Origin of the sequence: Clostridium sp. C8-1-8, assembly GCF_009928445.1 — a bacterium.
Taxonomy (GTDB): Bacteria; Bacillota; Clostridia; order Clostridiales; family Clostridiaceae; genus Clostridium_AR.
In genome coordinates this window covers 27,685-53,948 of the sequence record NZ_JAABNO010000030.1, presented here as the reverse complement: position 1 = coordinate 53,948, position 26,264 = coordinate 27,685, and the positions used below count along the sequence as shown (strand labels likewise).

Below are 26,264 nucleotides of genomic sequence, written 5' to 3'. Positions count from 1 at the left end.
CAATTCTATAAATTTATAGTCGTATATTTTCTATCTATATGAAGTTACAAATACTTTAAATTATCTAAACCTAGCATTAAAGCATCAGATGAGCGAATACTTAATGTCTCATGCTACTTTAACTAAGCCTATAAGTAAAGTTATCAATAAGTCTAGTTTTTCCAATATATACTGCTAGAGCTATTAATATATCTTTTTCTATATTTTCTACAGGCATAAGTGATAAAATATCAACTATTTCTACATAATCAATTTTTGCTAAAGGCTCAGAGGAAAGAGTATCTATTATTAATTGGCTAAGGCTTTTGCTAGCTCTTTCACCATTATTAAGAGCCTCCTTGGCTTTTGCTAAGCTTTTACTCAAAATAAGTGCAGCGGTTCTTTCCTCAGAGCTTAAATATACATTTCTAGAGCTTTTGGCAAGTCCGTCTGCTTCTCTTACTATTGGGCATCCTACTATTTCAATAGGGACATTTAAGTCTCTTACCATCTTTTTGATAACTGCTAACTGCTGAGCATCTTTCTCGCCAAAGTACGCTTTATCAGGAGTTACAATGTTGAAAAGTTTAGTCACTACAGTACATACTCCTCTAAAGTGACCAGGTCTTTTAGCGCCACAAAGTCCTTCTGTAAGGTTAGATACTTCAACAAAAGAAGCAAAGTCTTCTACATACATTTCTGAAGGGGTAGGTGTAAAGATTAAATCTCCTCCAAAATCTTCAACTATTTTGCTATCTCTTTCAAGATCTCTTGGGTATTTGTCAAGATCCTCAGTAGGTCCGAATTGTATTGGGTTTACAAAAACACTTACTACCACCTTGTCATTTTCCTTGTGGGCCGTTTCTATAAGGGAACCATGCCCCTCGTGAAGGTAGCCCATAGTAGGTACTAAACCTACTGAAAGCCCTTCTCTTTTCCAGTGTCCTATGATATCTCTAACTTCTTTAATGGTATTTACAACTCTCATTTATATTTCCTCCATTAAGCTATTAATAAAGCTTTTCTAATACATCATCAGATATAGCAAATTCGTGTTCTGGAGCAGGAAATACTCCTTCTTTAACTTCTTCTATGTAGTGAGAAAAAGCAAGTTTCATTTGATCGCCTATTTTAGCGTACTGTTTTACGAATTTAGGCTTAAAGTCTGAGAATAACGCCAATAAGTCTTGATAAACAAGAATTTGACCATCACACTTATTGCCTGCACCTATTCCGATAGTAGGTATAGAAACCTTCTTACTGATAACATCTGCAAGCTTTGCAGGCACACATTCTAAAACTATTGCAAAAGCGCCTGCTTTTTCTAAAGCCATTGCATCTTCAATCAGTTTTTTTGCAGCTGCTTCATTTTTACCCTGTACCTTAAAGCCTCCAAAGGCATTTACAGATTGAGGAGTTAAGCCTATATGTCCCATTACAGGAATAGAAGCTGTTACTATTGCTTTAACATGTTCAGAAAATTCGGAGCCTCCTTCTAGTTTAACAGCATGGGCTCTGCCTTCTTTCATAAGTCTTCCTGCATTAGATACAGCGTCATATACTGATGTCTGATATGACATAAAAGGCATATCACAGACTAATAGAGTATTTTTGTTTCCTCTAGCTACAGCCTTGCAATGGTGAATCATATCTTCCATTGTAACGCTTAGAGTATCTTCGTAGCCTAGGCAAACCATCCCGAGTGAATCTCCAACTAAAATACCATTAATACCAGCTTCATCAATTAATTTTGCTGTGGAGTAGTCGTAAGCAGTAAGCATAGTTAGCTTATTACCATTATTTTTAGCTTCCTTAAAAGTAGTAACTGTATTTTTCAATTTTTACCCTCCTGATTTATCAAATATTCTTCCAACTGTCCATAGTTAGTATTTGGATTTTTTATTTTTGAAAGTGTTAAAAGCTGAAGCGATAATTATATATATATATCTTTCTGTTCCTTAGGTATTACATCAATATGTTTTTTTACCGTTGTCAAAGCACACCTCTCAACTGGTCCAGTTAAAGAGGGAATAAGACCGTTGGTTTTTACATTGTTTATGTTGGTTTCAATCAAAGGAAATAATGCTTTAATTGCTTCATCTTCAGTAAAACCATAACCTTTTAAGTAGGAGCATGAAAAACTTAATAGTGCATTTACTAAGTTACTAGAAGTAACAGCTGCAAGATGGTAAAGTGTTTTATCTTGGCTTTGTAACTTAATAACTTTATTATTCAGTTTTTCAAACATAATAATTATACTTTGAAGATGTTTTTCATCACCTTCAATGGTAAAAACACAATCTTTAAGCTTTTTATAACTTTCATATTTATTGGAAATTGGAAAAAGTGGGTGAATTGAATAAGCATATGCATCAGACTTTTTTATATCAGAAAAGATAGTAGAAGATAAAGAGCCACTGGCATGGCAGATCATTTTCTCATTAAGATTATAGTTTTTTATGTGCATCCATGTATTGTATATTTCATCATCAGGTGTCGTGATAAAAATAATATCACTAACATCAATCAAATCCTCAATTTGTTCAAAAAATTTTGTATTAGTAAAATTTGCTGCTTCCTTTGAGGAAGTCAGAGTTCTACTATAATACCCAATTACATTAAGATTATTTTCTGAAAAGTACTTTCCTAAAGAAAAGCCTACCTTTCCAGCTCCTATAAAACCAATTTTAATAGGCGTCACCCCCGTATTTATTAAAGTGATTAAAAGGTGAAACCTGAATAGAAATATGTCTCATTCCAATGGATATGTGCACAATTTTAAATATTTTTCTTAAAAGTCTGGTATAGCTCTTTCGATGCCACCCATGTAATAACTTACTACATTTATTATGAAATGTAAATGATTAATTGTTAAGTTTATACTTTTTGAAAAACCATTTTTTATATTTGTAACATGCATAAAAAGTAATATAGAATGTAATCCAAGTAACATACCAATCCCAAAATATGTATTTTAGTACTAAGGTATATCTTTCTTCAAACATCTCTATAATAGTTAAAATGCTGCAAAAAGCGAGATAGTATAAGAACTTTCTAAGTTTACTTTTCATTTCAGGATAGTTAACTACAAATAATGCACAAATGGATGGAAAAAGAAAATATTCAAACAAAAAGCTCGTTTTTATTGCTTCTGGAAACTGTCTAATGGGGTACTCTATAAGGTTAAACTCTGCAACCATAAGTCCAAAAAACCATGTAATTGTAAGAGTATAGGTATATACTGCTATAGCTTCACGACGCTTTTCTTTAGGTATGAATTTGAATAGCGAATACACTATAAAGACTATTTCTAATAAATAAAGTAAAGTTACTATATTCAAAAACGATACCTCCTATCTTGCAGTATAGCTTAGAAAGAAAATCTTTTACGAATCTTAGAGTCTTAAGCTACTAACACCAAAAGCTTTATTATTCCACAGTATATTTTTTACGTTTTCTACTTGCTCATTATTGCATTTTATCAAAATTACAACCTCTGAGTGTTTTTTAGTTATAAGATTATGACGTTTCTTCCATGTAAATATTATTTTTATAATTAATCCTAATATAGAACCCAATATAATTCCTATCAATCCCCAAAAGAGAGGTCCCCATTTTAGCACAAAGCCGTATATACCACCAAAAATCCCAAATATGGTGGCTATTATGGCAGGTAAGTCGAATAAACTTAAACCATCAGAAGAGTGAATTGAATCAAAAAGCGAGATACTGCTAATATTTTTATCTAATGGTATAGCCAGTATATTATCTTTATCAAGTCCATTAATTTCTAGCTCAGAGAGAGCTAGTTCTAGATATATGGAGTGTTCAAAGGTAGAGATTATGTACATATCATCACCTCTATGTGATTTATTAAGTGATGCCAATACGGCATCTTTATTGTATTCCTGATAGGTTCTTTTAAGAAACTTTGATTGCTCCTTATCAAATAATTTATTGTTTTCTACAGTATTGACATAGGCATCGTATACTGCAAAAAAATATACTGAAGGAACGTTTAAGAACCAATGCATGTTTAACACATTTTTTGCACTTAGGAAGTCGCCTAAAAATGTATAGTGAAAAGCTGGCAACAGATTGGAGCTGTAGCAAATAAAAATCCACCATGCAACAAGGAAAAAAGCTGCAATAAGTCTATGAATATATAGCTGACCAGAACCGGGAATTAGTAATGACCAACCAGCAGAGACTAGAGGGCTTCTCTTATCTAGGTAGTTTATCTCCATTGAAGTTATTTTAAAGGGCTTAATTTCTCCACCTTCACGGTCTGCTAATATATAAGCGTGATTTAAATCAATGGTAGTTCTATAGCTGTCCCAAATAGCAAATATATATGTAGGAATATAAAGGGACATCCATCTGATATCCGCAACCTGTTTAGCTTTTTCAAAATCACCAATAAAAGAGTATAAAATTAGAAGATTAATATGAGACTTATAGTTTATGTATACCTCCCATATAAACAAAACAAATCCTCTAAGGTATTTTGAAAGTAAAAGATGCCCCATACCCGGAAAGGCTAAGGACCAAGCTGCAATTATATATGGATTTCTTAGGTGCAATTGTGTAGTGCCTAAAACGCTTAAATATGCAACATATCTTCTTGAAGTAGGTTCATAAAATTTATTACTGCTCATAGTATGGCTCCTATAATACATCGAATATTATCTATAGTTAAATAGTACTTTTACAAAACATAGTATTATCTTTTTTTGTAAATATATTAGTAGAATAAAAAATAGAGCAGACAACGATGTAAAAAAAGGTTTGACAAATATTTCTTTAAAAGGTAATATGAATATGTAATATACTATTTGACATTACTTCACTTAATTATTATTTAATAGTATTTATGAATAAATACTTATGATGAAGTTAATAATTATAGTATTAATAACTAAATAAGATAAATGTATATTTCATCTGCCATAAGTTTAAAAATTATTTATTAAAGGCAGATGTGATAAATAATTTGCTAAAGGATCATCTATAGTAAATTATTATTGAAAGGAGAGTTGTTTTATGAATGCAGAGTTAAAGGTGATTGCAGTCTAAAACTTAATATTGGCAAGAATATAACTTTAGGGGGTTATACCTCTTATTTGGTTCGTATTTTTGCAGTAATATAACCTTTCATAAATATACTGCCTAAAGGATAGTAACACGACAGGAAGGTCGTGTTTTTTTCATGTATAAAAGTTATAAAGCTTTAAAACTACATTTTAAACGCTATTTTTGAAGATTATCTCAGCTTTAAGAGCAAACTTTGAAAATATAAGTTAGGATATGAAGCTTTAAAAGTATAGAATAGCTAAATCCTATGATTATTTATCAAAATGAAGATTGTTAGAATCAGTGCAATTTTTATCTTGTGTCTAAGGAGTGAAGTATTTTATCTATATAACTTTATATTTGTTTAAATAGCCGTAGATAGCAGCTCAATAAAAGGGTTGCTTGTCTACGGCTTTTCTATTCTTTAGGAATTATGTCATCTGACAGCCTTTTCTCATATATATTCGAAAAGGCAGATGGGCAAAAAAGCTCACTGAAGAAGATTACTTCAGGGACTTAAAAAAATTTAATACATGAAAGGAGAAATGTAAAATGGCGTTAATAATAAGAAATTTAGTAAGAGATAAATATATATATTTGGAGGAATTGGATGAATAATATTAGTATTGAGCAATATGGTTATAATGAATTTTATAGTAGACAATTAGGTGATTTTGATTATGAAAATGATGAATTAGTACCAGCAAGGGTAATTGAAGTTCATAGGGAGCAATATAAGATTGTAACAGCTTCTGGAGAAAAGGACGCAAAGTTAAAAGGATCTGTATTTTACAATGAAGATCCAAGTATTGTATTTCCTTCTATAGGAGATTTTGTGTTGGTAAAGAATAATCCCTTCGGTGAGGATGTTATATACAGAGTATTGGAGAGAAAGAGTAAGTTTGCAAGAATGGATTCTTTTAATCAAAAAGAACAGGTAGTAGCTACTAATTTTGATTATGTGTTTATAGTAACCTCTTTAAATTATGATTTTAACTTAAAGAGAGTGGAAAGATATCTTGCCTGCGCTTGGGATAGTGGAGCTACCCCTATTATAGTTCTTACCAAAGCAGATTTATGTGAAGATTATGAAAGCTATGTTGCTGATGTAGAAAGTATTGCCTTTGGAGTTCCAACAATAGCTGTGAGCTCTGTTACTGGGCAGGGGTTTGATCAATTAAAAGAATATGCTAAGCCGGGAAACACTATAGTGCTTTTAGGTTCTTCTGGAGTAGGTAAGTCATCCTTAGTAAATGCTATTGCAGAGGATTATGTTATGAAGGTTAGCGGTATAAGAGAAGATGATAGCAAGGGCCGTCATACCACCACTCATAGACAGCTAATTATGCTGAAAAATGGTACTATGATAATAGATACTCCTGGTATGAGAGAACTTGAAATGTGGGTTTTAGATGAAGGGCTTAGTACAACTTTTTCTGATATAGAGCAGCTTGAAGTTAATTGCAAATTTAGTAACTGCAAGCATCAAACAGAACCAGGCTGTGCTATTAAAGCTGCTTTAGAAACAGGTGAGCTTACCTTAGACAGATGGAAGAACTTTTTAAAATTACAAAAAGAGGCGGCATTTGCTGAAAAGAAAGCTAAGCTTCTAGCCAAGACTAGTGGTGGAAAAAAGAAAAGGCAGTATGCTAGATAAACTCAAAAAGGTATTGTTTTGCTCTGTAAAGTACCGTATTGAGATTAAGTAGTAAGTAATCAGATGCTTATGAGCTTGAACAAATTGCTGGCTCATACAGCATCTCCTTCAACTTAATAGCAATAATATTCTTAAACATAGCCTTGGCTTTAGGAGCTAGTAAAGCATCTTTTTTTATTAATTGATTAATAATATGGATTAAAATATTTATTGAAAAAGTAGTTTCTTTCTATTATGTGATTGCATGACGAGAAAGGCTACTTTTTTACAGTTTGAGAAAGTATAGAATTTTTGCTTACTAAACCTAGTAATATAAAGTATTTAGACTAGCTAGTTAAGATATAAAATAGAAAATAAAGTTATATCACCTGCTAGAATCTTCTTGCATATGTTCAGAAAAAGCAGAAGGAGACAAAGAACACTATTGAAGAAGAACACTTCAGTATCCTTCTTTGTCAGATATTAAGATTATAGATAGCTAATTTTGCAAAAAAAGAAAATGTTTTCATTTGAATTTGGTTAAAAAATTCTGTACAATAAAAATAATGAAATAGAGGTAACTTGTGTAAGGAGGATATACAATGAAAAATATAAAAATAGGAAATGGACAAATTGATGGATCAGAAATTGCTTTAGGTTGTATGAGAATGGCTGGCCTTACAAAGAATGATGCAGAGAAGGTAATAAGAACATGCTTAGAAGAGGGAATTAACTTCTTTGATCATGCGGATATCTATGGTGGTGGTAAATCAGAAGAAATATTTGCGGATTCTATAGAAATGAATTCTTCTTTGAGAGAAAAAATGATAATCCAAACTAAATGTTCTATAGTGCCAGGAAAGATGTATGACTTTTCAAAAGAGCATATCCTAGCTTCTGTAGATGGTAGTCTTAAACGTTTAAAGACTGATTATGTGGATACATTACTATTACATCGTCCAGATACATTAATGGAACCAGAAGAAGTAGCTGAAGCTTTTACAAAGTTACATGACAGCGGGAAGGTAAAGTATTTTGGAGTAAGTAATCAAAATTCAATGCAAATAGAGCTTTTAAATAAATACTTAGGAAGCAATAACATAATAATAAATCAGTTGCAATTTGGAATAATGCATACTGGTATAATAGATTCAGGAATAAATGTTAATATGAATGTTGATAGATCCATTGATAGGGATGGAAGCATTCTTGAATATTGCAGACTTAAAGATATAACCATACAGGCATGGTCACCATACCAATATGGTTTCTTCGAAGGCGTTTTCTTAGGTAATGACAAGTTCCCAGAATTAAATAAGAAAATTGATGAAATTGCAGAAAGAAAAGGGGTTACTAGTACTGCCATAGCTACAGCTTGGATATTGAGGCATCCGGCAAAGATACAAACAATAATTGGTTCGATGAATCCAACTCGTATAAGAGAGATTTGTAAGGCTTCAAATGTTGAGTTAAGCAGGGAAGAATGGTATGAAATATATCTAGCAGCAGGTAACTCACTACCATAATAGATTTATATAAAAAAACACTGAAGTGTTGAGTGGCTTCAGTGTTTTTTTTTATGTATTTTATTTATTATATGCTGTTTCAATGGAATGCTTGTGATTTTCTTTATAGGTATTGCTATCCTTATCTGACTCAGCAAAAATTGCTCCAAGTCCAAAAAATAAAGTGTATATACATATTAATGCAATGGATAAAAATTTGATAAAGAAATTAAAGCGCCTAAATCTTATGCTTTTTTCAACTAGATAGTATATAAGCATTATAGCTCCCAAAGTATTCAGTATTCCAAAGAATCTTGTATGCTCCACGAATAAGTAAAAATATAATATTATGCCTATTGGGATAGTTATCCATTTTGGAATCTTTATAGATATTGTTTTATCAACTTTTTTCTGAAGCTTTTTATCCATATTGCTATAGTTAATGATATTAGGATTACTTTTTTGTCTAGTTTTTACTCTTCCTCTAGAATCAATATGTCCAATTCCTATTAGATCATCATTAAAAGCTTGTGTATTATCATATATTAATAAGTCATCTTTTACGTACATATTATCCCCCTATTTAACTAGCTATATAAATATTATACATCGAATAAATAAGAGAATAAATCTGTTTTATACAAAGTTTTTGATATATTTGATTATTTCTTATTCCTTTGTTTTAGAAATTTTCCATTTAGTCAGTGTGTCCTTATAAACTATTTAATAAAGTGTAGTGTAATAAATTTATTAGATAGTAGCATAGTATTGTATTTCTATTTTTTACCTAAAATAAAATAATGCCATGAATTATAGTTTTCACCACCAACTATAACCTCTTGAACTTGGCGAACAGTTATAAGTTTAAAATCTTTAAATATTGCTTTTATGTCATCATCATTTACAAAGAAATGAGGTATACCCTGTTCAGGACCTTCTTCTGTTTTAACTATTGTGTTTTTATCTAGTTTTACTAATTCAGGATTATCAAAATTCAAACCTTGCTTTGAACAGAGTGTTAGGTAAAACTCTCCATTTTCTTTTAATACCCTTCTTATTTCAGAGAGCACTTGAACTATACCTTTACTGTCTGTGTGCGATATAACATGATATGCAAGTAGGCAATCAAAGTAATTCTCACTAAAAGGTAAATCCATCATATTTGAAACCTTTGCTTTCAAATTTAACTTTTCTTTATGTGCCCAGTTGTTGAGCATATCTACAGCTAATTCAGATAAGTCAACTGAATCAACATTAAACCCATTTCTAGCAAACTGAATAGAATGTCTACCAAGACCACAGCCTAAATCAAGAAGTTTATTGAAATTTTTATCTTTCCAACGACTTAGAAGATAATAGGATTCTTCCGAAGGTATAAACCAATGGGTATCTTTATTCTTAGACCAATCCCAAGCTCTCGTTAATTGTTCCATATTGAACTCTCCAATCCTTAATATTATGTATAAGTTTTATTTTTACTAATTTTGAAAATAATATAAGTAAATTAATAATATTGTAACTTAAATGTCTATATTTTTCCACTTGAAGTTAAAGATGTTTTATTAAAGGAAAACATTCTTTTTGCATAGGGTTTATGGTAAAATACCCCTAAAGGCCAATGAAAATAATATATTTTTATATAATATTTCATGCGTTACTTGATACAAGGTGTTTTATGTGAAATTAGTTAAGGGGTAAGTCTATCTATTGTATTTAGTTAAAATAAATTTTGAGTTTGTTTTAATGGGGGCACAGCTCAACTTTTAATTTTGATATGTGAACCCTATAATATTAATTGAAGGTTAATTATAGTGTCGGAAAATAATGAGTATAATCTTGAAAACACTGAAAATAGTGAAAAGCATAAGCTAAAGAAAAAGGTAAAGAAAGGATTAAAAAAAGCCAATAAGAAGGGATTTAAAGAAGGCTTTAAAAAAGGGTTGAAGGCGGCACTTAAAAAGCAAGATGAAAAGCAATACTATAACGAAGCAGAAAAAGTAGCTAGAGATGGATTAAGCAAGGGCATAGATATACAAACCATAATGGAAATCACCGGTCTTAGCGAAAAAGAGGTTAATAAGCTTATAACTAAATAGTGTGGTGAAAACACTGACTTAGCCAAACTTGTTATTAAAAAGTTCGTATGAAAGAATTCTTGGATAATTCCTTAAGTCTTATCTCATCTAAAATATATACTGTTTTTTTATCTACTTTAATTATAGATTTTTCTTCTAGTTCCTTAAAAGTTCTTCCTAAATGCCTATAGGTAGTACCAAGAAATTCGGCTATTTCTTTATAGGAGGAGGTCAGTTGTATATAGTTTTCATTAGTAATATGTTCTAATAAATAGCTTGCAAGCCTATTAGTAAGCGGATATATATAATTATAAGAAGTGTTATTGATTGTAGCGTCAAGCTTTTCACTTAAGGAATCTATTAGATGATGAAGAAAGTTCACATTATCCATGTAGCGTTTTCTAATGATATCAACTGGGATTGCAATAAGGTATATTTCATCCATAGCTTCAACATTGCAACGAATAGGTTTATCTTTTAAAAGCTCTATATCTCCTATTGTTATAAAGTCCCTGTAAAACTTTAAAAGCATAGATTTGCCGTTCTCAAAAAGATAAGATATCTTTATTTGGCCTTCCACTAGAATATAGTAATATTCTAGTTTAGTATCAGCTTTCATAATAACTTCGCCTTTTTCATATGTTTGAAGTTCTGCAAATTCTATAATCTTTTTATCAAATAAATTTTCTATATTATATTTATCCAAGTATCTATTAAGTTTAGTAGCATCCAATATTCTTTTCATAAATTCTCCTTAAATAAGACAAATGTCCTAGTAAATTTGTTAAAGTTATTATAAATTATTTATAAAGCATTCTTTATTTATTGTAAAGATAAGGTTTAAAAGATATACCACTTTGTTCAGAAATCAATTTTTAAAGCTTCTCTAGATTCTGAGAGGAGAATTTTTAATTATAAGTTTTATTGCGGAGTGGTACATATATAGGGGGATAATTATGAAATACGAAATTATTATTTTTGATGCTGATGAAACTTTATTTGATTTTAAGAAGTCAGAAAGAGATGCCTTTAAAAATGCTATGCTGGAGTTTGAGATAGAATATGATGAAAATCATCATCTAAAAATATATAGTGAGATAAATTCAGTAATATGGAAAGAATTTGAAAATGGGATTATTACCCAGGAAAAGTTAAAGGTAGAGAGATTCAAAAGACTTGCAGACAGGCTAAATATTAACTTTGACGAGTATTCCTTTGCAAAATCTTATATGAAACATTTAGCTAATGCTTCATTTGTATATGAAGACAGCATTGAACTTGTTGAAAGCCTTCATAAGAATTATAGATTAGCTATAGTTACCAATGGGTTAAAGGAGGTTCAGAATAAAAGAATTAAACAGTCAATTATTTCAAAGTATTTTGAAGATGTTGTAATATCAGAGGAAGTAAAGGTGGCAAAGCCTGATCCGAAGATATTTGAGATAGCTCTGAACAACTTGAACCACGTTGATAAAAGTAAAGTTTTAATGGTTGGGGATAGTTTGACTTCAGATATAAAGGGTGGATTTAATTTTGGTATTGATACATGCTGGTATAACCCAAATAAGATAGTTAATAGAACTGATATAGAACCAACTTATGAAATTTCAGAGCTTTCTCAGTTGAAGGAGATAATTGGTGAAAAATAAAAAAGATTGCTATATGTTCAACATACACCGTATATAAATTTAAAAGTCCAGCATAAATAATAATATTACGTTACTTATTTATGCTGGACTTTTGTATTCTTATCATTTAGAAAATTTAATTATTATACCCCCTTGACACAAATCTTCCAATTTAATATATTTAGATAAAGGTAATGAAGAGAAGAGTAATTAATATATATGCTTACAGAGAGTTCCAGAAGCTGAGAAGGAACAGTATTATAGTTAATGAAACAAGACTTGGAGCTGCATACGGATTCTATTTATAAATAGATGATGCTATGACGTGAGTTCGCGTTATTGAACTAGAGTATAGTTTTGTACTCGACAAGATTAGTATGGCGACATACTAATGAAGCAGGGTGGTACCGCGGTTAATTCGCCCCTACATATAGTTGTAGGAGGTGTTTTTTTTATTTTCAAAATAATTATATTTATAAAGATCTTATTTGATAATTTTATTATAAACATAAGTTGATTTTAAGGAGTGTGCATCATGGAAGGAAAAAAAGTAGAACGCCCAATATTTCCTAAAAAGGCAGTTATAACTTCAGGAATGCCTTATGGAAATAAAGAATTACACTTTGGTCATGTAGGTGGTGTATTTGTTCATGCAGATACATTTGCTAGATTTTTAAGAGATAGAATTGGTAAGGAAAATGTTGTTTTTGTTTCAGGAACAGATTGTTACGGATCTCCTATATATGCAAGTTACCGTAAACTTGTAGAGGAGAATAAGTATAAAGGAACTATAGAAGATTATGTTCGTGAAAACCATGAAAAGCAAAAGGAAGTTTTGAGAAAATATGAAATGGAACCTAATCTCTATGCAGCCTCCGCACTTGATAGAGCCGGAGAAATCCACAAAGAGGTGTCAGAAGAGATATTCAATAAGTTATATGAAGGTGGTTATTTAGTTAAGCTTTCATCACCACAGTTTTATGATCCAGAGAGAAAAGTTTTGCTAAATGGTCGTCAAGTAGTTGGTAAGTGCCCTATAGAAGGCTGTACCTCTGAAAAGGCTTATGCTGATGAGTGCGACCTAGGACATCAGTTTATGCCAATAGAATTGATAGATCCCAAAAGTACATTATCAGGAAAGACTCCTGAACTTAGGGATGTTACTAATTGGTATTTTAAGCTGGATGAGTACAATAATCTTTTAAGTGAGGAAATGAACTACTTAAGAACTAATTCAAATTGGAGAAAATATCTTTTGAATACCATTGAGGAATTCTTAAAACCTCCAATAATTTATGTAAAGCGTAAGCAATTAGAAGAGGTTACGGACCTTAAAAGTAAACTTCCAAAACATACAATCATTGATGAACCAAAGAAACCTTCTGTTTCCTTTGTGTTTGAGAACCTAAGCGATAGAGATGCAGCAAGAGAAGTATTTGACAAGATGGGTATACGTTTTAGAACTGGTAAAACCTTAGTTCCATTTAGGCTTTCAGGAAATGTAGAGTGGGGAATAGAGGTTCCTAATAAAGAAGATCTTAAAGACTTAACCTTCTGGGTTTGGCCAGAATCTCTATGGGCTCCAGTTTCCTTTACTAAAACTTACCTTGAAAGTATTGGTAAGGATAAGGAAGCTTGGAAGGAATATTGGTTATCTAAGGATTCTAAGGTTTATCAATTCATTGGTGAAGATAATATATATTTCTACGGAGTTGCTGAGATGGCAATGTTTATGGCCTTACTTGGCATAGATAAAGATGACAAAGTAAATTGGGAAGAGGTTAATCCTCCACATTTAATTGCTAATAATCATCTTCTATTCATGGATAAAAAGGCTAGTAGCAGTGGCTCTATAAAACCTCCTATGGCAAGAGAGTTGCTAGAATACTATACAGCAGAGCAATTGAGGATGCATTTCTTAAGCCTTGGCTTAGTGAAGAAAAGTGTTAGCTTTGCACCACAAGCCTTTATGGATGATAAGGATAAACAAGGACCAGATACGGTTCTAAAAGATGGTAATCTGCTTACAAACGTATTTAATAGACTTGTTCGTTCTTGCTTCTATACAGCTCAAAAATACTTCGACGGTACTATTCCTGTAGGAGAAATAAGTAAAAATATTTTAGATGAGTCGAATGAAGCGATTTTGACATATGAAAGATATATGTACAATCACGAATTCCATAGTGTGACTTATGTTTTAGATAGTTATATTCGTAACATGAATAAATACTGGGTCAATAATATGAGAACTGCAGAAACTACCAATGATGAGGCTTTACGCAAACAAGTACTTATAGATAGCTTTCATGCGGTTAGAACAGCTATTACCTTAATCCACCCAATTGCACCAACTAGCTGTGAGATGGTTAGAGAATATTTAGGTGTAGATGAAAGGTTATGGAGCTGGGATTATATTTTTGATAATATGTACTCACTTATAGACGATATAGAAAATCACAAATTAAAGTATCTAGAGCCAAGAGTAGACTTCTTTGCAAAACATGAAAAACAGCTATCAAATGAATAATTTTTTATGAAATTTTGTTCTGGATGAATACAAAAAAGTACGGAAGATTAGTAAAAATATAGCTGAAAAGTTTTAAAGACATTTATAAAAATATAAGTCATGCATAAAAATTAGAGTAATCTCATTTTATGTATGGCTTTTATTTATGAACATTAATGTAGTTGACTTTATCTAAATTTTGAGTACATGTAAAACAACCATATAAGAGATTTTAATAAAGCATAGTCTTCAAGATTATTATAAATTACTTTTATTAGTAATGGCGTTTTACTTGATTATATTCTACTTGGCACTGGTACATCTTTAGAAAGAATTTGTTATAATGTAGTTTGTATAAGATATATAAAGCTATTAGTACATGTGCTTTAAGCTATCCTATGATGACGTATCACTTAATTTCGATACAGCACTTTAAAATAGCCTTAATATAAAATAATATAGTTAAAAAATGAAGGAGTTTATATGAAGTATAAAGTTGATTTTCACGCTCACACTAAATATTCTGATGGGGCAAGCACTCCAGAAGAACTAATAAATGTTGCAGTTAGAGAAGGAGTTAAAGCTATAGCGCTTACAGATCATGATACTATAATGGGATTAGAAGAAACTTCTTTGTTAGCAAAAGCAAATGGAATAGAATTCTTAAATGGAATAGAAATAAGTTCCTTATATAAGGATGGAAGACTAGTACATATATTAGGAATTGGAATAGATCCAAGCAATGAAGAATTTTTAGAGGCCTACAATGAAATGAGGGAAACTAGAGATGAAGGCGTTCAATATATATTGGAAAGCATTAAGGAAAAAGGATTAGATATTAATATTGAAGATTTAAGAAACAAGGCTCATGGAAAATATCTAGATAGATATAATATTTTTAGATATATGTCTGAAAATAATTTAGGTAATTCTTCAGATGAAATATGGCATAAATATTTGGATCCCATTCCATATAGAGATAAAGAACTTATTAAGACTGAAGATGCTATTAGGATAATAAAGGCAGCAGCAGGCTTATCTTTTGTAGCTCATTATAATAAGAGAATAGGTTTTGAAGGCTTGACAAAAGAAGAGATGGAAGTAGAGTTTAAATATTTAATTGATTTAGGCTTAGATGGTGTGGAAAGATATTATCCAACCTTCCTTAAAGAGGATTATGATTTTCTAGATTACTTAATTAGTAAATATGATTTAATTATTTCTGGTGGTACAGACTATCATGGTAAAAATAGACCAGAAGTTGAATTAGGTAGCGGTACAAACAATAACTTATTAATTCCATATGAAGTTTACACTAATATATTAGATAAATTAAAATAATATAATTTTCTATAACCTTATATGTATATATTTAGCACTATATTGTTATGTATTAAATAAATGTTGTTAACACTTTTGATTTTAAATATTGTCTATGTTCAATTTCCACACTGTGCTTTAACATAGCTAAAATATTCAAATAAAAAAGCCACCCACATTTTTTAAATACATTCATATATACCATTAATTATTAGTATGGGGTACCATAAAAGCTTATCTTAGGTTAGTATTCTTATTGTAATGATTAAGGTTTTGGACTGTAAAGATTAAAGGCATATTAGGGAGAATATTAACCTCATTGGGCTAGAATTTAAAAATATTAATAAAGCTCAACAAAGATAGCTCTGGAATACAGAAGGATGTGAGTTTATGGATATAACTAAAGTTGGAAGTAGAGGCGAGCTATTCACTTTCTATGATATTGGAATAGCTACTAATGTGTACGTTATTTATGGACAGAAGCATGTTTATATAATAGATACCTATTTAGGGCCAGAAGTAATGCAAAAGGTCAATGAGCATATAGAGAGAAAGGCTGGAAGTAGTAGTAAAGTTATAATAAATACCCATAGTCATTGGGATCATATTTGGGGAAATAGTCTATATAGTTCTGACTTAATCATAGCTCATAAAAGATGTAGAGAATTAATTGAAGAAGAAGGTACAGCTGAGCTAGAGAAATATAGACAGTATGAAAAAGGTAAAGTTGAATTAGTATATCCCAATATGACTTTTACAGATAAAATATATTTTGAAGAGGATTCCTTAATACTTTATTATACTCCTGGTCATACTGTTGACTGTATATCAGTTATTGATAAAGCAGATAAGGTTTTATATGCAGGAGATAATGTTGAGAGGCCCATTCCTTATTTAAGTTCTATTCAATTAGAAAAGTATGTTGATACACTTAAGGACTATCTCAATAATGAGATAGGTATAGTCATAGGAGGACACACTGGTATTGAGGACAAAACACTAATTGAGGAAAATTTAGAATACGTCAGTAAAGTACTAAAGGATGAATTTATAGAAATACCTTCAAAAGAGTTTGAAGAATACCATAAAGTGAATTTAGACTTCATAAAGAATTGTATGAAAGTCGAATAATTAAAAGATAAAAAGTCATGACTAAATAGAGCAACTATGTGCCTATCTAGTCATGACTTCTTTACTTTAAAAAATAGTGTGAAACTTTTCTAAGCTAAACCTAGTAACTTCAAGGATTTAGGATGGTTATTTAGTTTAAACAGTAAAAAGTAACTCCTATTAATATTTAATACGAAACGGCTTTCCTTCTAAGAGTGTTTATTCTTTTGGCAATAAATGCTGCAACTATAGCTTTGATTATATCACCAGGAATAAAAGGTAATGCACCTAATGTAAATGCTTTATAAATCCCCATTTTTGTGATAAATGAAAGCCAAAGAACTCCTAAAATATAAACTATAATAATACCACCTAAAATATTTGCAGCTATTAGTAAAGGAATAGAGTTGCTTTTGTTTCTGATTAAACTAATAATAATAGCTCCAATTAAAAATCCTATCAGATATCCTCCATTAGAACCTACAATTACGCCTATACCTGAAGCTCCACCTGAGAAAACAGGAAGTCCAATTATACCCATAAAAATAAATGTAATTAAGCTTAATCCTGCTTGAAGAGGACTTAAAACACTTCCTGCTAGCATAACTGCGAGAGTTTGGCCAGTTAATGGAACTGGGCTAAAAGGTAAAGGAATAATCAAGTATCCAAGTATTGAAATTAGAACTGCAAAAAGAGCTGCGTAAATCATGTCTATAAGTTGTATTTTTTTATTCATTAAGATTCCTCCAAAATAAGTATATTTCTTTTATTCTTTAGGCATTTATATCAAAGTTAGAATTGTTGATAGGTATTCGTAGAATTCTAAAATTTTGATATGTGATAAAGAATAAAAAGACAAATTATGTGACCTTACAGATTATCCTCACATACATTCTGAAAGGCTGTTGTTCAAAAAAGCTTTCTTTAGTGACAATTTCATTAACTTGTCCAAATAAGTATAAAATAACCAGAAATAATTGTCAACCTAATTTTTATATATGGTTTACAAAGCTGGAATTAACATATAATATATTTATATGTATACTATGATTAATTGCAATTTAAGTTATATTATATTTTATATTGATAAGATATAAAATTTAAATGAAAATAAGCTCAAAGTGTGATATAATTAGCAGAATATTGTCTTTTAGGACGAAAGTAGAGAATACCTTTTTATGGATTGAAATTTTGATTATATATACACTAGGGGAGAAGTGGTTTTTATGAGAGTAAAGTATAAACTTATCATAAGCTATATGGCTTTAATCGTATTTGCTGTAAGCGTTTTAGGATTTTTGATTGCTAAAAAGGCCAATAATGCGGTGCTCACTGAAGTTAACGAAAAAAGTCAAAGACTAACAGAATCAATTAGTACGACATTGAGTGTGAGAAATGAATTACTAACTGAAAAGTCATATTCTGATTTAAACTTTGCGGATACTTTACTAAATAACTTTCAAGATTTAACCGTGAATTATAATGAAAATATACAGGTTGGAAGCTTTAAATTACCAGTTATATATACTGGTAATCAAAGACTTTCTGTTGATAATACTATAGTTGACAAGCTTAAGCAGTCCACTGGAACCGCTGCAACAATTTTTTTGTTGTATGATAATAAGCTAATAAGAGTTTCAAGTACAATTTATAAGAATGATAATAGTGTACTAGGTACATACATTAATAGTGATTCTGTGCCTTATAAAAAAATACTTAATAATGAAGAATATATTGGGGATATTTCAATAGAAGGCAATGGATATGTAACAAGAATGAAGCCGCTTCTAGATAAAAATAATAGAATTATTGGGGCTATAGGTATAGGTAATAAGATTGTAAACAGTTATTTAGAAGTTACCTTAAGTAATATAAAGTTAGGAAAAACAGGTTATGCATATGTATTAGATTCAGAGGGAAATGTGCTTATTCATCCTACGGATAAAGGTAAGAATGTTAGTTATTATGATTTTGTAAAGAAAATGCACTTTAAAAGCAGCGGAACTATAGAGTATTCATATAATGGTGTGAAAAAACTGGCATATTATAAATATTTTGAGCCTTGGCATTGGTATATAGTTACTACTGCTAATTATGATGAATTAAATTCTTCTTCAAGATCAATTTTGATTACAACTATAGTAACTGGAACCATAATCATAATTTTTGGCGGAATTATAGCGTTAATATTGGCTAACACCTTAGTAAAACCAATTGATAAGTTGAAAGCCTGCATGGAAATAGCAGGACAAGGAGATTTGTCAGTAAGGTGTAATATTGAAAGTAAAGATGAAATAGGGGTGCTTTCTAGTAGTTTTAATAATATGATATCAGAAAATAAGCGGCTATTAGAAGAAACTCTTCAATATGACAAGTTAAAGACGGAATTTATAGCTAACATGTCTCATGAATTAAGAACACCTTTAAATATAATATTTTCAACAGCGCAACTTTTTGATGTGCTTATAAATAAGGGTGAGAGCTTAAACACAGAGAAGATTAAAAACTATACTGGCAGTATAAAACAGAATTGTTATAGGTTGCTTAGATTAGTAAATAATCTAATTGATATGACAAAAATAGATTCTGGGTTTATGAAGTTAGAAATGAGAAATCGTAATATAGTACAAGTTGCTGAGGATATTACTCAGTCTACAGCAGAATATGTACAGCATATGAATAGAAGAATAGTATTTGATACAGATGAAGAAGATAAGATAATGGCTTTTGATGCTGAAAAGTTAGAGCGTATTTTGCTTAATTTAATTTCTAACGCTACTAAGTTTACAGAACCAGGTGATGAGATATATGTGAACCTACATGATAAAGGAGAGTATGTAGTAATTTCAGTTAGGGATACAGGTATAGGAATCCCTGAAGAAAAGTTGTCTCAGCTTTTTCAAAGATTTAAACAAGTGGATCCTTTGTTAAGTAGAAGTCACGAAGGAAGTGGAATAGGTCTATCTATAGTTAAGGCTTTAGTTGAGTTGCATGAGGGAAGCATAGAGGTAAGAAGTTCTTATGGAGTTGGGACAGAATTTATAATAACACTTCCGGCAAAACTTATTGCTGATACAAAAGAAGATGATGTTGTGAGCGAATTGACTAATCAATCTAATGTTCAAAACATCAGCATAGAGTTCTCTGATATATATAATTAGAAGTATAATTAGGTTTAAAGAAAATAATAGAAAATTTCTTCTAGACACTATTGTTATGAATTATATATGAAGAGTTATTTTATAATAAAAACATATGCATAAATAAATTCACTGAAGAAGAATACTTCAGTGAATTTATTTTTTATAGTTTATATTGGAGATTAAGTTTTAGACAAATTTGCGAGCTAAAATGATTATTCCATTGATTCAATGATACTATCAGCTAGATCATCAATAGAAGGAATATCGTTTTCCTTAACTGAGGAGTTTATTGAAAGATTGTTACCTAAGATGGTCATTTCCTTCATTCCATTTAACAGTTCTGTAATTAACTTACCTGATTGAGGTGCCCAAGAACCATTCTCTATTATAGCCACCTTACGCTTTTGTAAATTTAAGGCTTTCATATCATTTATATAATCTAGCATAGGTGGATATATTTTTAAGTTATAGGTTACAGAAGCTAACACTAAATGACTATATTTGAAGGTTTCAGAGATTAAGTAGGATACATGAGTTTTGGAAACATCGTACATCACTACATTTTTTAGACCTTTTTCTACTAAACTGGTTGCCAAATAGTTTGCAGCAGCTTCAGTATTGCCATACATGGTTCCATAAACTATGACTACGCCTTTTTCTTCTGGTTCATATCGGCTCCACTTGTCATACTTATCTAATAAATACCCAAAGTCATTACGCCATACTACACCATGAAGTGGGCAGATAACTTTAATGTCAAGGGTTCCAGCCTTTTTTAATAAGGTTTGAACATGAGGACCATACTTACCAACTATATTTGTATAATATCTCCTTGCTTCATCTATCCAGTCTCTATCAAAGTTTACTTCATCATTGAACAGTTTTCCGTCTAAGGCTATGAAAGAACCAAAAGCATCTGCGGAGAATAATGTACCGGTGGTAGTGTCATAAGTTACCATTGCTTCTGGCCAGTGAACCATTGGAGCAGCAACGAAAACCACATTATGTTTGCCAAAGCTCATAGTATCATTTTCTTTTACCTCTATTAACTTTCCATCTACAGGAAAGCCGAATTGGCGTAGGAATAAAGCTGCTTTTTCTGTACAGATAATTTGTACCTTAGGGTACCTCAAAAGCACTTCTTCTATAGAAGCCGCATGATCTGGTTCAACATGATTTATTACCATGTAGTCAAGGGTTTGATCCTTTAGTATTTCTTTAAGGTTATCCAGGAATTGACGGCAAATAGACCAATCAACTGTATCGAATAACACATTTTTTTCATCTAAAAGTACATAGGAGTTATAGGAAACACCTCTAGGAATAGGGTGTATATTTTCAAAAAGAGCAAGTCTATGATCATTTCCTCCGATCCAGTAAAGATCTTCATCTATTTTTCTATAACAGTACATGAATTTTATCCTCCTTAAAATTAAAACTTTTTTACTGTAACTAAGCTTCGATAAACATATTTTTTTCTTCACCGCAGGCTGGACAGGACCATTCTTCTGGAAGCTTCTCAAATAAAGTTCCTGGAAGTATTTCTCCTTCTAAGTCTCCAAAGTTAGGATCATACTCATAACCACAGCCATTACATACGTGATGCTTATAACTTGGTAAGGAATGTTTTGGAACAGCTTTTTTCATTTTCTTCATTGGAGGGGCTTCCTTTTTAGCTTCACCATTGTCCAAAGCTGCAGTGAGTAGAGGTAGAATTTCATTTAAATCGCCTACTATGCCATAATCTGCGTTCTTAAAGATCTTTGCGTTAGGATCAATATTGATAGCTACGATTGTAGTAGCCTCTTTTATTCCTTTTAGATGCTGACCAGCACCGGAAATGCCGCAGGCAATATATAAATTACCATTGAATTTTTGACCTGACATGCCTACATACCTATTTATTGGCACATATTTCAGCGTTTCAGCTACAGGTCTTGAGGAACCGATAGCAGCGCCAGCTTGAATTGCTAGAGCTTCTATAAGCTTAATATTTTCCTTACTTCCTATACCTAGACCTGCACTGACAACTCTATCTGCCTTGGTTATAGGAGTATCTAAAGGAATTCCTACAGTAAAATCATATCCATCCTCTTTAAGAGCTTTTACTAGAGCAGCAACCTTTTCTTCAGAAGTTCCTTGCTTAAAGATAACTTTTTTACGATATCCGGTTGCAGGTTCAGGTTTAGAAGCTCTATTAGCAGTCTCATTTTTTGGCATCTTTCCAATGATATGAGAGGAAATAACTAAGCGTTGAATTTCATTTGTTCCCTCATATATTGTACATATTTTTGCATCACGATAAGCTCTTTCAACTTCCATACCTTTTAGATAACCACTACCTCCAAATATTTGAAGCGCATCATTCACTATTTCAAGGCATACATCTGAAGCATATTGTTTTGCCATAGCTGCTTCCATACTATAAGATTCATGATTTTCCTTAAGCTCTGCAGCACTATATACAAGTAGTCTAGCTGCTCTAAGCTTTGTAGCCATATCTGCTAGCTTAAATGCTATGATCTGCTGTCTGCATATAGGTTTACCAAACTGAACTCTTTCTTTTGAATATTCTAGGGCATTCTCATATGCACCTTGAGCAATACCTAAGGCTTGAGCAGCAATACCGATACGACCGCCATCTAAAGTGGACATTGCAATCTTGAAGCCTTCGCCCTCTTTACCTAGCAGATTTTCTTTAGGTACTTTTACATCATTAAAGATAAGCTCAGCAGTAGCAGAGGAACGGATACCCATTTTGTCATAGTGCTTTCCAAAGGAAAAACCTTCATAGCCTTTTTCAACTATGAATGCACTTATACCTTTAGTACCAATATCAGGTGTAGTAACTGCAAATATTACATAAATATCAGCTTCACCGCCGTTGGTTATAAAAATCTTTGAACCATTTAGGGTATAATAATCGCCTTCTAAAACAGCAGTTGTTTCAGTGCCTCCAGCGTCGCTTCCAGCATTTTCTTCTGTTAAACCAAAAGCACCAAGCTTTTCACCTTTTGCTAATGGAATGAGATATTTTTGCTTTTGCTCCTCATTACCATAGGCAGCAATCGGATATGTTCCCAAAGAGGTATGAGCGGAAAGAATAACACCAACACCGCCATCTACCCTTGACAATTCTTCTACAGCAATAGCATAACTTATTACATCCAGACCAGCTCCCCCGTATTCCTTTGGATAGGGAATACCTAACATGCCTAATTCGCCTAACTTAGTAATAGCTTCAGATGGAAACTTATTTTCTTGATCTAGCATAAATGCAATTGGTTTAATTTCATCTTCAGCATAGGCTCTAATTTTCATTCTTAAGTCCTCATGTTGTGCAGTTGTCTTAAAAAACATATATATCCCTCCCTTTAATAAATATATCTAAATTGATAGATATATTACTCATAAGTACGAGCTACTTCATATCTAAAACTATCTTTAAAGCATTTACTCAGGAGAAAATAAAGGCTTCAAAAATAATTTGATAAAAGGTAGCCTATTCTTAAATAAATATTATGAAAGTATACTTATTTGGTATAAAAATAACTCTCTATAATATTTATATTATTAAAGGTTTTCATTAGAACCGATAATTAAGTAATTTATATTATTATTTACTGTTTATGAAAGTATAAAAAGGTTTTTATCAAGTCCTAGCAATATGAAGGCTTTAGAACAGCTAGTTACTAGAAGAGGCTTTGAAATACTGCTTGGGAGAAAATTGAAATTCCTTTTTAAAAGCTCTGACAAAGCTTGAGTAGTCGATAAATCCGCAAAGCGAGCAGACTTCGCTAGATTGTAATCCTGATTTAATGAGTTCTGCAGCTTTTCTTAATCTCTTTTTTTGTATATATCCATATAATGTATAGCCTGTTTCTTTTTTAAATAGATGCATTAGATAGTATTTATTTAAGTAAAAATTATTAGCTATAAGCTCTATTGATAAGTCATTACCTAAGTTAGAGTTTATAAAATTTAATATTTCTTCTATTCTAGGGTCATACTTAATATCTTCTAATTTCGTATAATTATCAATTTCTAAATACAGTCTATTAATTTCAACAATTAATTGAAGAAATAAAGCCTTCCTTAAAACTTCACTTCCAAAACCATCATCTTTTACTGCTTTTTCTAGGTTTGAAAGTTGTTCCTTTAAAGTATCAAGCTGTACAGAATTTAATCTAATTAGGTTTAGCTTTCTTTCATTGGCAACTTTAAAACAGTTGAGTAAATCGGTGCTGGGAGCATTATATTTTTCTAAAAATAAAGGATTGATCCAAAGTATTATTCTTTCATAAGGTTCATTAAAACTTATTATTGGTAAGTGAAGATCATCTTTACCAACTAGTAGGATGTCCCAAGGTCTTAACTTATAGGATTTACCTTCAATAATGTAGGTAACGTCACCAGATATAAAGAAGATTATTTTACTGAAATCGTGATAATGCAATTCATATTCTGACTTTTTTTGATCTTTTAGCTTAAAAAAAAGAAAGTCTTCATTAAGATAACCTCGTTTAATATTTTCTGTAGTGGATTGTCCATTCATCTCAATTCCTCCCATAAGTTAGTCTAATAATCCGATGATTAATAGTTGCTTTTCTATAAAACCAAAATATTTTAATTTAAAATAGATTACTTTGTTATATTTACTTTGATGTTTATATTATAGCACTATATGCAATGAAATAAGCATTTATTGCAATATAATATGCAAATAGTGAGTATATAATATTTTATAAGGAAAGTAGGATACTTGAAAAAATACCATAAGTAAGTAAATTTTATACAAATATTTATAAATAAGAATATAGGAGGAGAAAGATGATATTAAATACACTTTTAGAAGGAATTCAGTATGAAATATTAGAAGGAAATACAGCTGTTGAAGTAGATCATATAGCGTGGGATTCAAGGAGTGTTAGCAATAAAGCTTTGTTTATAGCTGTAAAGAACACAAATGTGGATAGGCACGATTTTGTGCTAGAGGCTATTGAAAAGGGAGCTATAGCTGTTATTGTTGAACATGATATTAAGAAGGAACTACCTAAAAACGTTACAGTTATTAAGGTCAAGGATTCTAGAAAAGCAATGTCAATAATAGCTTCAAAATATCATGGAGAGCCTATGAAAGCACTAAAAGTAGTTGGGATTACAGGAACTAATGGAAAGACTTCAACTAGTTATTTTATAGCACAAATTCTTGAATCTCTTAGGGTTAAGTGTGGTGTGATAGGAACTATACAGAATACTGTTTCCGGGGTAGAAATGAAGACTAAAAAATTAAATCCAACCACTCCAGACTCTATGGAACTGCAAAGTACTTTTTCAGAGATGGTTGAACTAGGAGCAACACATTCGGTAATAGAGGTTACTTCTTCGGCTTTAGCTCAAGATAGAGTTTATGGCTGTGAATTTGATGTAGGGGTATTTACAAATATAACTCAGGATCACTTAGAGGAACATGGAACCATGGAAAACTATAAGAAAGCTAAACTAAAGCTTTTTAAAATGTGTAAAAATGCAGTGGTAAATGTTGATGATCCGTTTTCCATAGAGATATTAGCTAGTTCAAGTTGTAAGGTTCTAGGATATGGTGTAAATAAAAAGTGTGATTTTCAAGCGCAAGACATAAAGTATAACAATAGTTCAGTACACTTTAACCTTAAACATGATAACAAAACTTTTAAGGTAGAACTGAATGTGCCTGGAAGATTCAGTGTTTACAATATTTTAGCAGCAATTGCTAGCTGTAATCTTATTGGTTTTGAATTAGAGGAGGTTATAAAAGCTGTTAAGGAAATAAAGGGGGTGCCAGGGAGATTTCAAGCCATTCCTAATAATAAGGGTTCTTTAGTTATAGTTGACTACGCTCACACCCCGGATGCCCTAAAAAATATTCTTATGTCAGTAAAAGAAATAACTAAGGGAAGAATCATATTAGTTTTTGGTTGTGGCGGAAACAGAGATTCTAGTAAAAGAGCTATAATGGGTGAAATCGCAGGTACATTTAGTGATTATTGCATAGTTACATCAGACAATCCTAGAAAGGAAAACCCAATAAAAATCATAGAAGATATTGAAAAGGGGTTAATGGGTACTAATTGCAAATTTGAAAGAGAACAAGATAGAAAGCAAGCAATCAATAGAGCGCTTAATATAGCTAAACCTGAGGATGCTGTAATTATAGCTGGTAAAGGCCATGAAAATTATCAAATCATAAAGGATGAAACTATTCATTTTAGTGATGAAGAGGTGGTTCTAAGCTACTTTTCCTAAA

The 26,264-nt window shown here is 31.2% G+C and carries 21 protein-coding genes and 1 other annotated feature; of the genes, 9 read left to right on the top strand and 12 right to left on the bottom strand.

Going from position 1 to position 26,264, the window contains the following annotated elements; translation table 11 throughout:
• Window positions 1–118: 118 nt before the first annotated feature.
• The 5 genes from panC to GXK57_RS21870 form a co-directional block, all read right to left on the bottom strand.
• Window positions 119–967 (bottom strand): pantoate--beta-alanine ligase, encoded by an 849-nt coding sequence (gene panC / locus GXK57_RS21890; protein ID WP_160680148.1) that lies wholly within the window; start codon window positions 965–967, stop codon window positions 119–121.
• Window positions 968–989: 22 nt separating this feature from the next.
• Complete coding sequence (gene panB / locus GXK57_RS21885) at window positions 990–1,817, bottom strand: 3-methyl-2-oxobutanoate hydroxymethyltransferase (protein WP_160680147.1); 828 nt, start codon at window positions 1,815–1,817, stop codon at window positions 990–992.
• A gap of 95 nt (window positions 1,818–1,912) precedes the next feature.
• Window positions 1,913–2,680 (bottom strand): Rossmann-like and DUF2520 domain-containing protein, encoded by a 768-nt coding sequence (locus GXK57_RS21880; protein WP_243156487.1) that lies wholly within the window; start codon window positions 2,678–2,680, stop codon window positions 1,913–1,915.
• Window positions 2,681–2,843: 163 nt separating this feature from the next.
• Window positions 2,844–3,320 carry a CBO0543 family protein gene (locus GXK57_RS21875; protein ID WP_160680146.1) on the bottom strand — a complete coding sequence of 159 codons (477 nt, stop codon included), beginning with the start codon at window positions 3,318–3,320 and terminating at the stop codon, window positions 2,844–2,846.
• A gap of 54 nt (window positions 3,321–3,374) precedes the next feature.
• Entirely contained in the window at window positions 3,375–4,637 is a 1,263-nt protein-coding gene (locus tag GXK57_RS21870) for a hypothetical protein (RefSeq protein WP_160680145.1), read from the bottom strand.
• Between the two features lie 1,025 nt (window positions 4,638–5,662).
• Here GXK57_RS21870 and rsgA point away from each other — a divergent pair.
• Together rsgA and GXK57_RS21860 are read left to right on the top strand one after the other, a co-directional pair.
• Window positions 5,663–6,709, top strand: a complete 1,047-nt coding sequence (rsgA, locus tag GXK57_RS21865; RefSeq protein ID WP_160680144.1) for a ribosome small subunit-dependent GTPase A — start codon at window positions 5,663–5,665, stop codon at window positions 6,707–6,709.
• Between the two features lie 581 nt (window positions 6,710–7,290).
• Complete coding sequence (locus GXK57_RS21860; protein WP_160680143.1) at window positions 7,291–8,214, top strand: aldo/keto reductase; 924 nt, start codon at window positions 7,291–7,293, stop codon at window positions 8,212–8,214.
• A gap of 60 nt (window positions 8,215–8,274) precedes the next feature.
• On the opposite strand, the gene GXK57_RS21855 is transcribed toward GXK57_RS21860, so the two are convergent.
• Both GXK57_RS21855 and GXK57_RS21850 read right to left on the bottom strand, forming a co-directional pair.
• The gene (locus GXK57_RS21855) at window positions 8,275–8,763 is read right to left on the bottom strand and encodes a hypothetical protein (protein WP_160680142.1); all 489 of its coding nucleotides are present in this window, start codon (window positions 8,761–8,763) and stop codon (window positions 8,275–8,277) included.
• A 206-nt stretch (window positions 8,764–8,969) separates the two neighbouring features.
• The gene (locus GXK57_RS21850) at window positions 8,970–9,626 is read right to left on the bottom strand and encodes a class I SAM-dependent methyltransferase (RefSeq protein ID WP_160680141.1); all 657 of its coding nucleotides are present in this window, start codon (window positions 9,624–9,626) and stop codon (window positions 8,970–8,972) included.
• 378 nt (window positions 9,627–10,004) lie between these two features.
• Here GXK57_RS21850 and GXK57_RS21845 point away from each other — a divergent pair, with 378 nt between their 5' ends.
• Window positions 10,005–10,289 (top strand): hypothetical protein, encoded by a 285-nt coding sequence (locus tag GXK57_RS21845; RefSeq protein WP_160680140.1) that lies wholly within the window; start codon window positions 10,005–10,007, stop codon window positions 10,287–10,289.
• 34 nt (window positions 10,290–10,323) lie between these two features.
• Here the strand turns inward: GXK57_RS21845 and GXK57_RS21840 are convergent, their stop codons facing one another.
• A complete protein-coding gene (locus tag GXK57_RS21840; RefSeq protein WP_160680139.1) occupies window positions 10,324–11,013 on the bottom strand; it encodes a cyclic nucleotide-binding domain-containing protein in 690 nt (229 codons plus the stop codon).
• 211 nt (window positions 11,014–11,224) lie between these two features.
• On the opposite strand from GXK57_RS21840, the gene GXK57_RS21835 reads away from it, so the two are divergent.
• The 4 genes from GXK57_RS21835 (at window position 11,225) to GXK57_RS21820 (ending at window position 16,856) form a co-directional block, all read left to right on the top strand.
• Window positions 11,225–11,917 (top strand): YjjG family noncanonical pyrimidine nucleotidase, encoded by a 693-nt coding sequence (locus tag GXK57_RS21835; RefSeq protein ID WP_160680138.1) that lies wholly within the window; start codon window positions 11,225–11,227, stop codon window positions 11,915–11,917.
• A 164-nt stretch (window positions 11,918–12,081) separates the two neighbouring features.
• Window positions 12,082–12,325 (top strand) — a binding site (T-box leader).
• A gap of 106 nt (window positions 12,326–12,431) precedes the next feature.
• On the top strand, window positions 12,432–14,426 hold the full coding sequence (locus GXK57_RS21830) for a class I tRNA ligase family protein (protein ID WP_160680137.1): 1,995 nt from the start codon (window positions 12,432–12,434) through the stop codon (window positions 14,424–14,426).
• Between the two features lie 462 nt (window positions 14,427–14,888).
• The gene (locus GXK57_RS21825; RefSeq protein WP_160680136.1) at window positions 14,889–15,746 is read left to right on the top strand and encodes a PHP domain-containing protein; all 858 of its coding nucleotides are present in this window, start codon (window positions 14,889–14,891) and stop codon (window positions 15,744–15,746) included.
• 369 nt (window positions 15,747–16,115) lie between these two features.
• Complete coding sequence (locus GXK57_RS21820) at window positions 16,116–16,856, top strand: MBL fold metallo-hydrolase (RefSeq protein ID WP_160680135.1); 741 nt, start codon at window positions 16,116–16,118, stop codon at window positions 16,854–16,856.
• 166 nt (window positions 16,857–17,022) lie between these two features.
• On the opposite strand, the gene GXK57_RS21815 is transcribed toward GXK57_RS21820, so the two are convergent.
• Window positions 17,023–17,571, bottom strand: a complete 549-nt coding sequence (locus GXK57_RS21815) for a biotin transporter BioY (RefSeq protein ID WP_160680134.1) — start codon at window positions 17,569–17,571, stop codon at window positions 17,023–17,025.
• 490 nt (window positions 17,572–18,061) lie between these two features.
• Here GXK57_RS21815 and GXK57_RS21810 point away from each other — a divergent pair, with 490 nt between their 5' ends.
• A complete protein-coding gene (locus tag GXK57_RS21810) occupies window positions 18,062–19,996 on the top strand; it encodes a Cache 3/Cache 2 fusion domain-containing protein (protein WP_160680133.1) in 1,935 nt (644 codons plus the stop codon).
• Between the two features lie 194 nt (window positions 19,997–20,190).
• On the opposite strand, the gene GXK57_RS21805 is transcribed toward GXK57_RS21810, so the two are convergent.
• From GXK57_RS21805 to GXK57_RS21795, 3 genes are all read right to left on the bottom strand, one after another.
• Window positions 20,191–21,390: an FprA family A-type flavoprotein gene (locus GXK57_RS21805; RefSeq protein ID WP_160680132.1), complete on the bottom strand. Its 1,200-nt coding sequence runs from the start codon at window positions 21,388–21,390 to the stop codon at window positions 20,191–20,193.
• 40 nt (window positions 21,391–21,430) lie between these two features.
• Window positions 21,431–23,338 carry an acyl-CoA dehydrogenase family protein gene (locus tag GXK57_RS21800; protein WP_160680131.1) on the bottom strand — a complete coding sequence of 636 codons (1,908 nt, stop codon included), beginning with the start codon at window positions 23,336–23,338 and terminating at the stop codon, window positions 21,431–21,433.
• A 325-nt stretch (window positions 23,339–23,663) separates the two neighbouring features.
• Window positions 23,664–24,533: an AraC family transcriptional regulator gene (locus tag GXK57_RS21795; RefSeq protein WP_160680130.1), complete on the bottom strand. Its 870-nt coding sequence runs from the start codon at window positions 24,531–24,533 to the stop codon at window positions 23,664–23,666.
• Between the two features lie 275 nt (window positions 24,534–24,808).
• Between GXK57_RS21795 and GXK57_RS21790 the strand changes: the two genes are divergently transcribed.
• Entirely contained in the window at window positions 24,809–26,263 is a 1,455-nt protein-coding gene (locus GXK57_RS21790; RefSeq protein WP_160680129.1) for a UDP-N-acetylmuramoyl-L-alanyl-D-glutamate--2,6-diaminopimelate ligase, read from the top strand.
• Window position 26,264 lies beyond the last annotated feature (1 nt).

Coding starts and splice junctions, on each gene's coding strand:
- panC (WP_160680148.1), bottom strand. CDS start 967: ATGAGAGTTGTAAATACCATTAAAGAAGTTAGAGATATCATAGGACAC.
- GXK57_RS21870 (WP_160680145.1), bottom strand. CDS start 4,637: ATGAGCAGTAATAAATTTTATGAACCTACTTCAAGAAGATATGTTGCA.
- rsgA (WP_160680144.1), top strand. CDS start 5,663: ATGAATAATATTAGTATTGAGCAATATGGTTATAATGAATTTTATAGT.
- GXK57_RS21860 (WP_160680143.1), top strand. CDS start 7,291: ATGAAAAATATAAAAATAGGAAATGGACAAATTGATGGATCAGAAATT.
- GXK57_RS21855 (WP_160680142.1), bottom strand. CDS start 8,763: ATGTACGTAAAAGATGACTTATTAATATATGATAATACACAAGCTTTT.
- GXK57_RS21850 (WP_160680141.1), bottom strand. CDS start 9,626: ATGGAACAATTAACGAGAGCTTGGGATTGGTCTAAGAATAAAGATACC.
- GXK57_RS21840 (WP_160680139.1), bottom strand. CDS start 11,013: ATGAAAAGAATATTGGATGCTACTAAACTTAATAGATACTTGGATAAA.
- GXK57_RS21835 (WP_160680138.1), top strand. CDS start 11,225: ATGAAATACGAAATTATTATTTTTGATGCTGATGAAACTTTATTTGAT.
- GXK57_RS21830 (WP_160680137.1), top strand. CDS start 12,432: ATGGAAGGAAAAAAAGTAGAACGCCCAATATTTCCTAAAAAGGCAGTT.
- GXK57_RS21825 (WP_160680136.1), top strand. CDS start 14,889: ATGAAGTATAAAGTTGATTTTCACGCTCACACTAAATATTCTGATGGG.
- GXK57_RS21820 (WP_160680135.1), top strand. CDS start 16,116: ATGGATATAACTAAAGTTGGAAGTAGAGGCGAGCTATTCACTTTCTAT.
- GXK57_RS21815 (WP_160680134.1), bottom strand. CDS start 17,571: ATGAATAAAAAAATACAACTTATAGACATGATTTACGCAGCTCTTTTT.
- GXK57_RS21810 (WP_160680133.1), top strand. CDS start 18,062: ATGAGAGTAAAGTATAAACTTATCATAAGCTATATGGCTTTAATCGTA.
- GXK57_RS21805 (WP_160680132.1), bottom strand. CDS start 21,390: ATGTACTGTTATAGAAAAATAGATGAAGATCTTTACTGGATCGGAGGA.
- GXK57_RS21800 (WP_160680131.1), bottom strand. CDS start 23,338: ATGTTTTTTAAGACAACTGCACAACATGAGGACTTAAGAATGAAAATT.
- GXK57_RS21795 (WP_160680130.1), bottom strand. CDS start 24,533: ATGAATGGACAATCCACTACAGAAAATATTAAACGAGGTTATCTTAAT.
- GXK57_RS21790 (WP_160680129.1), top strand. CDS start 24,809: ATGATATTAAATACACTTTTAGAAGGAATTCAGTATGAAATATTAGAA.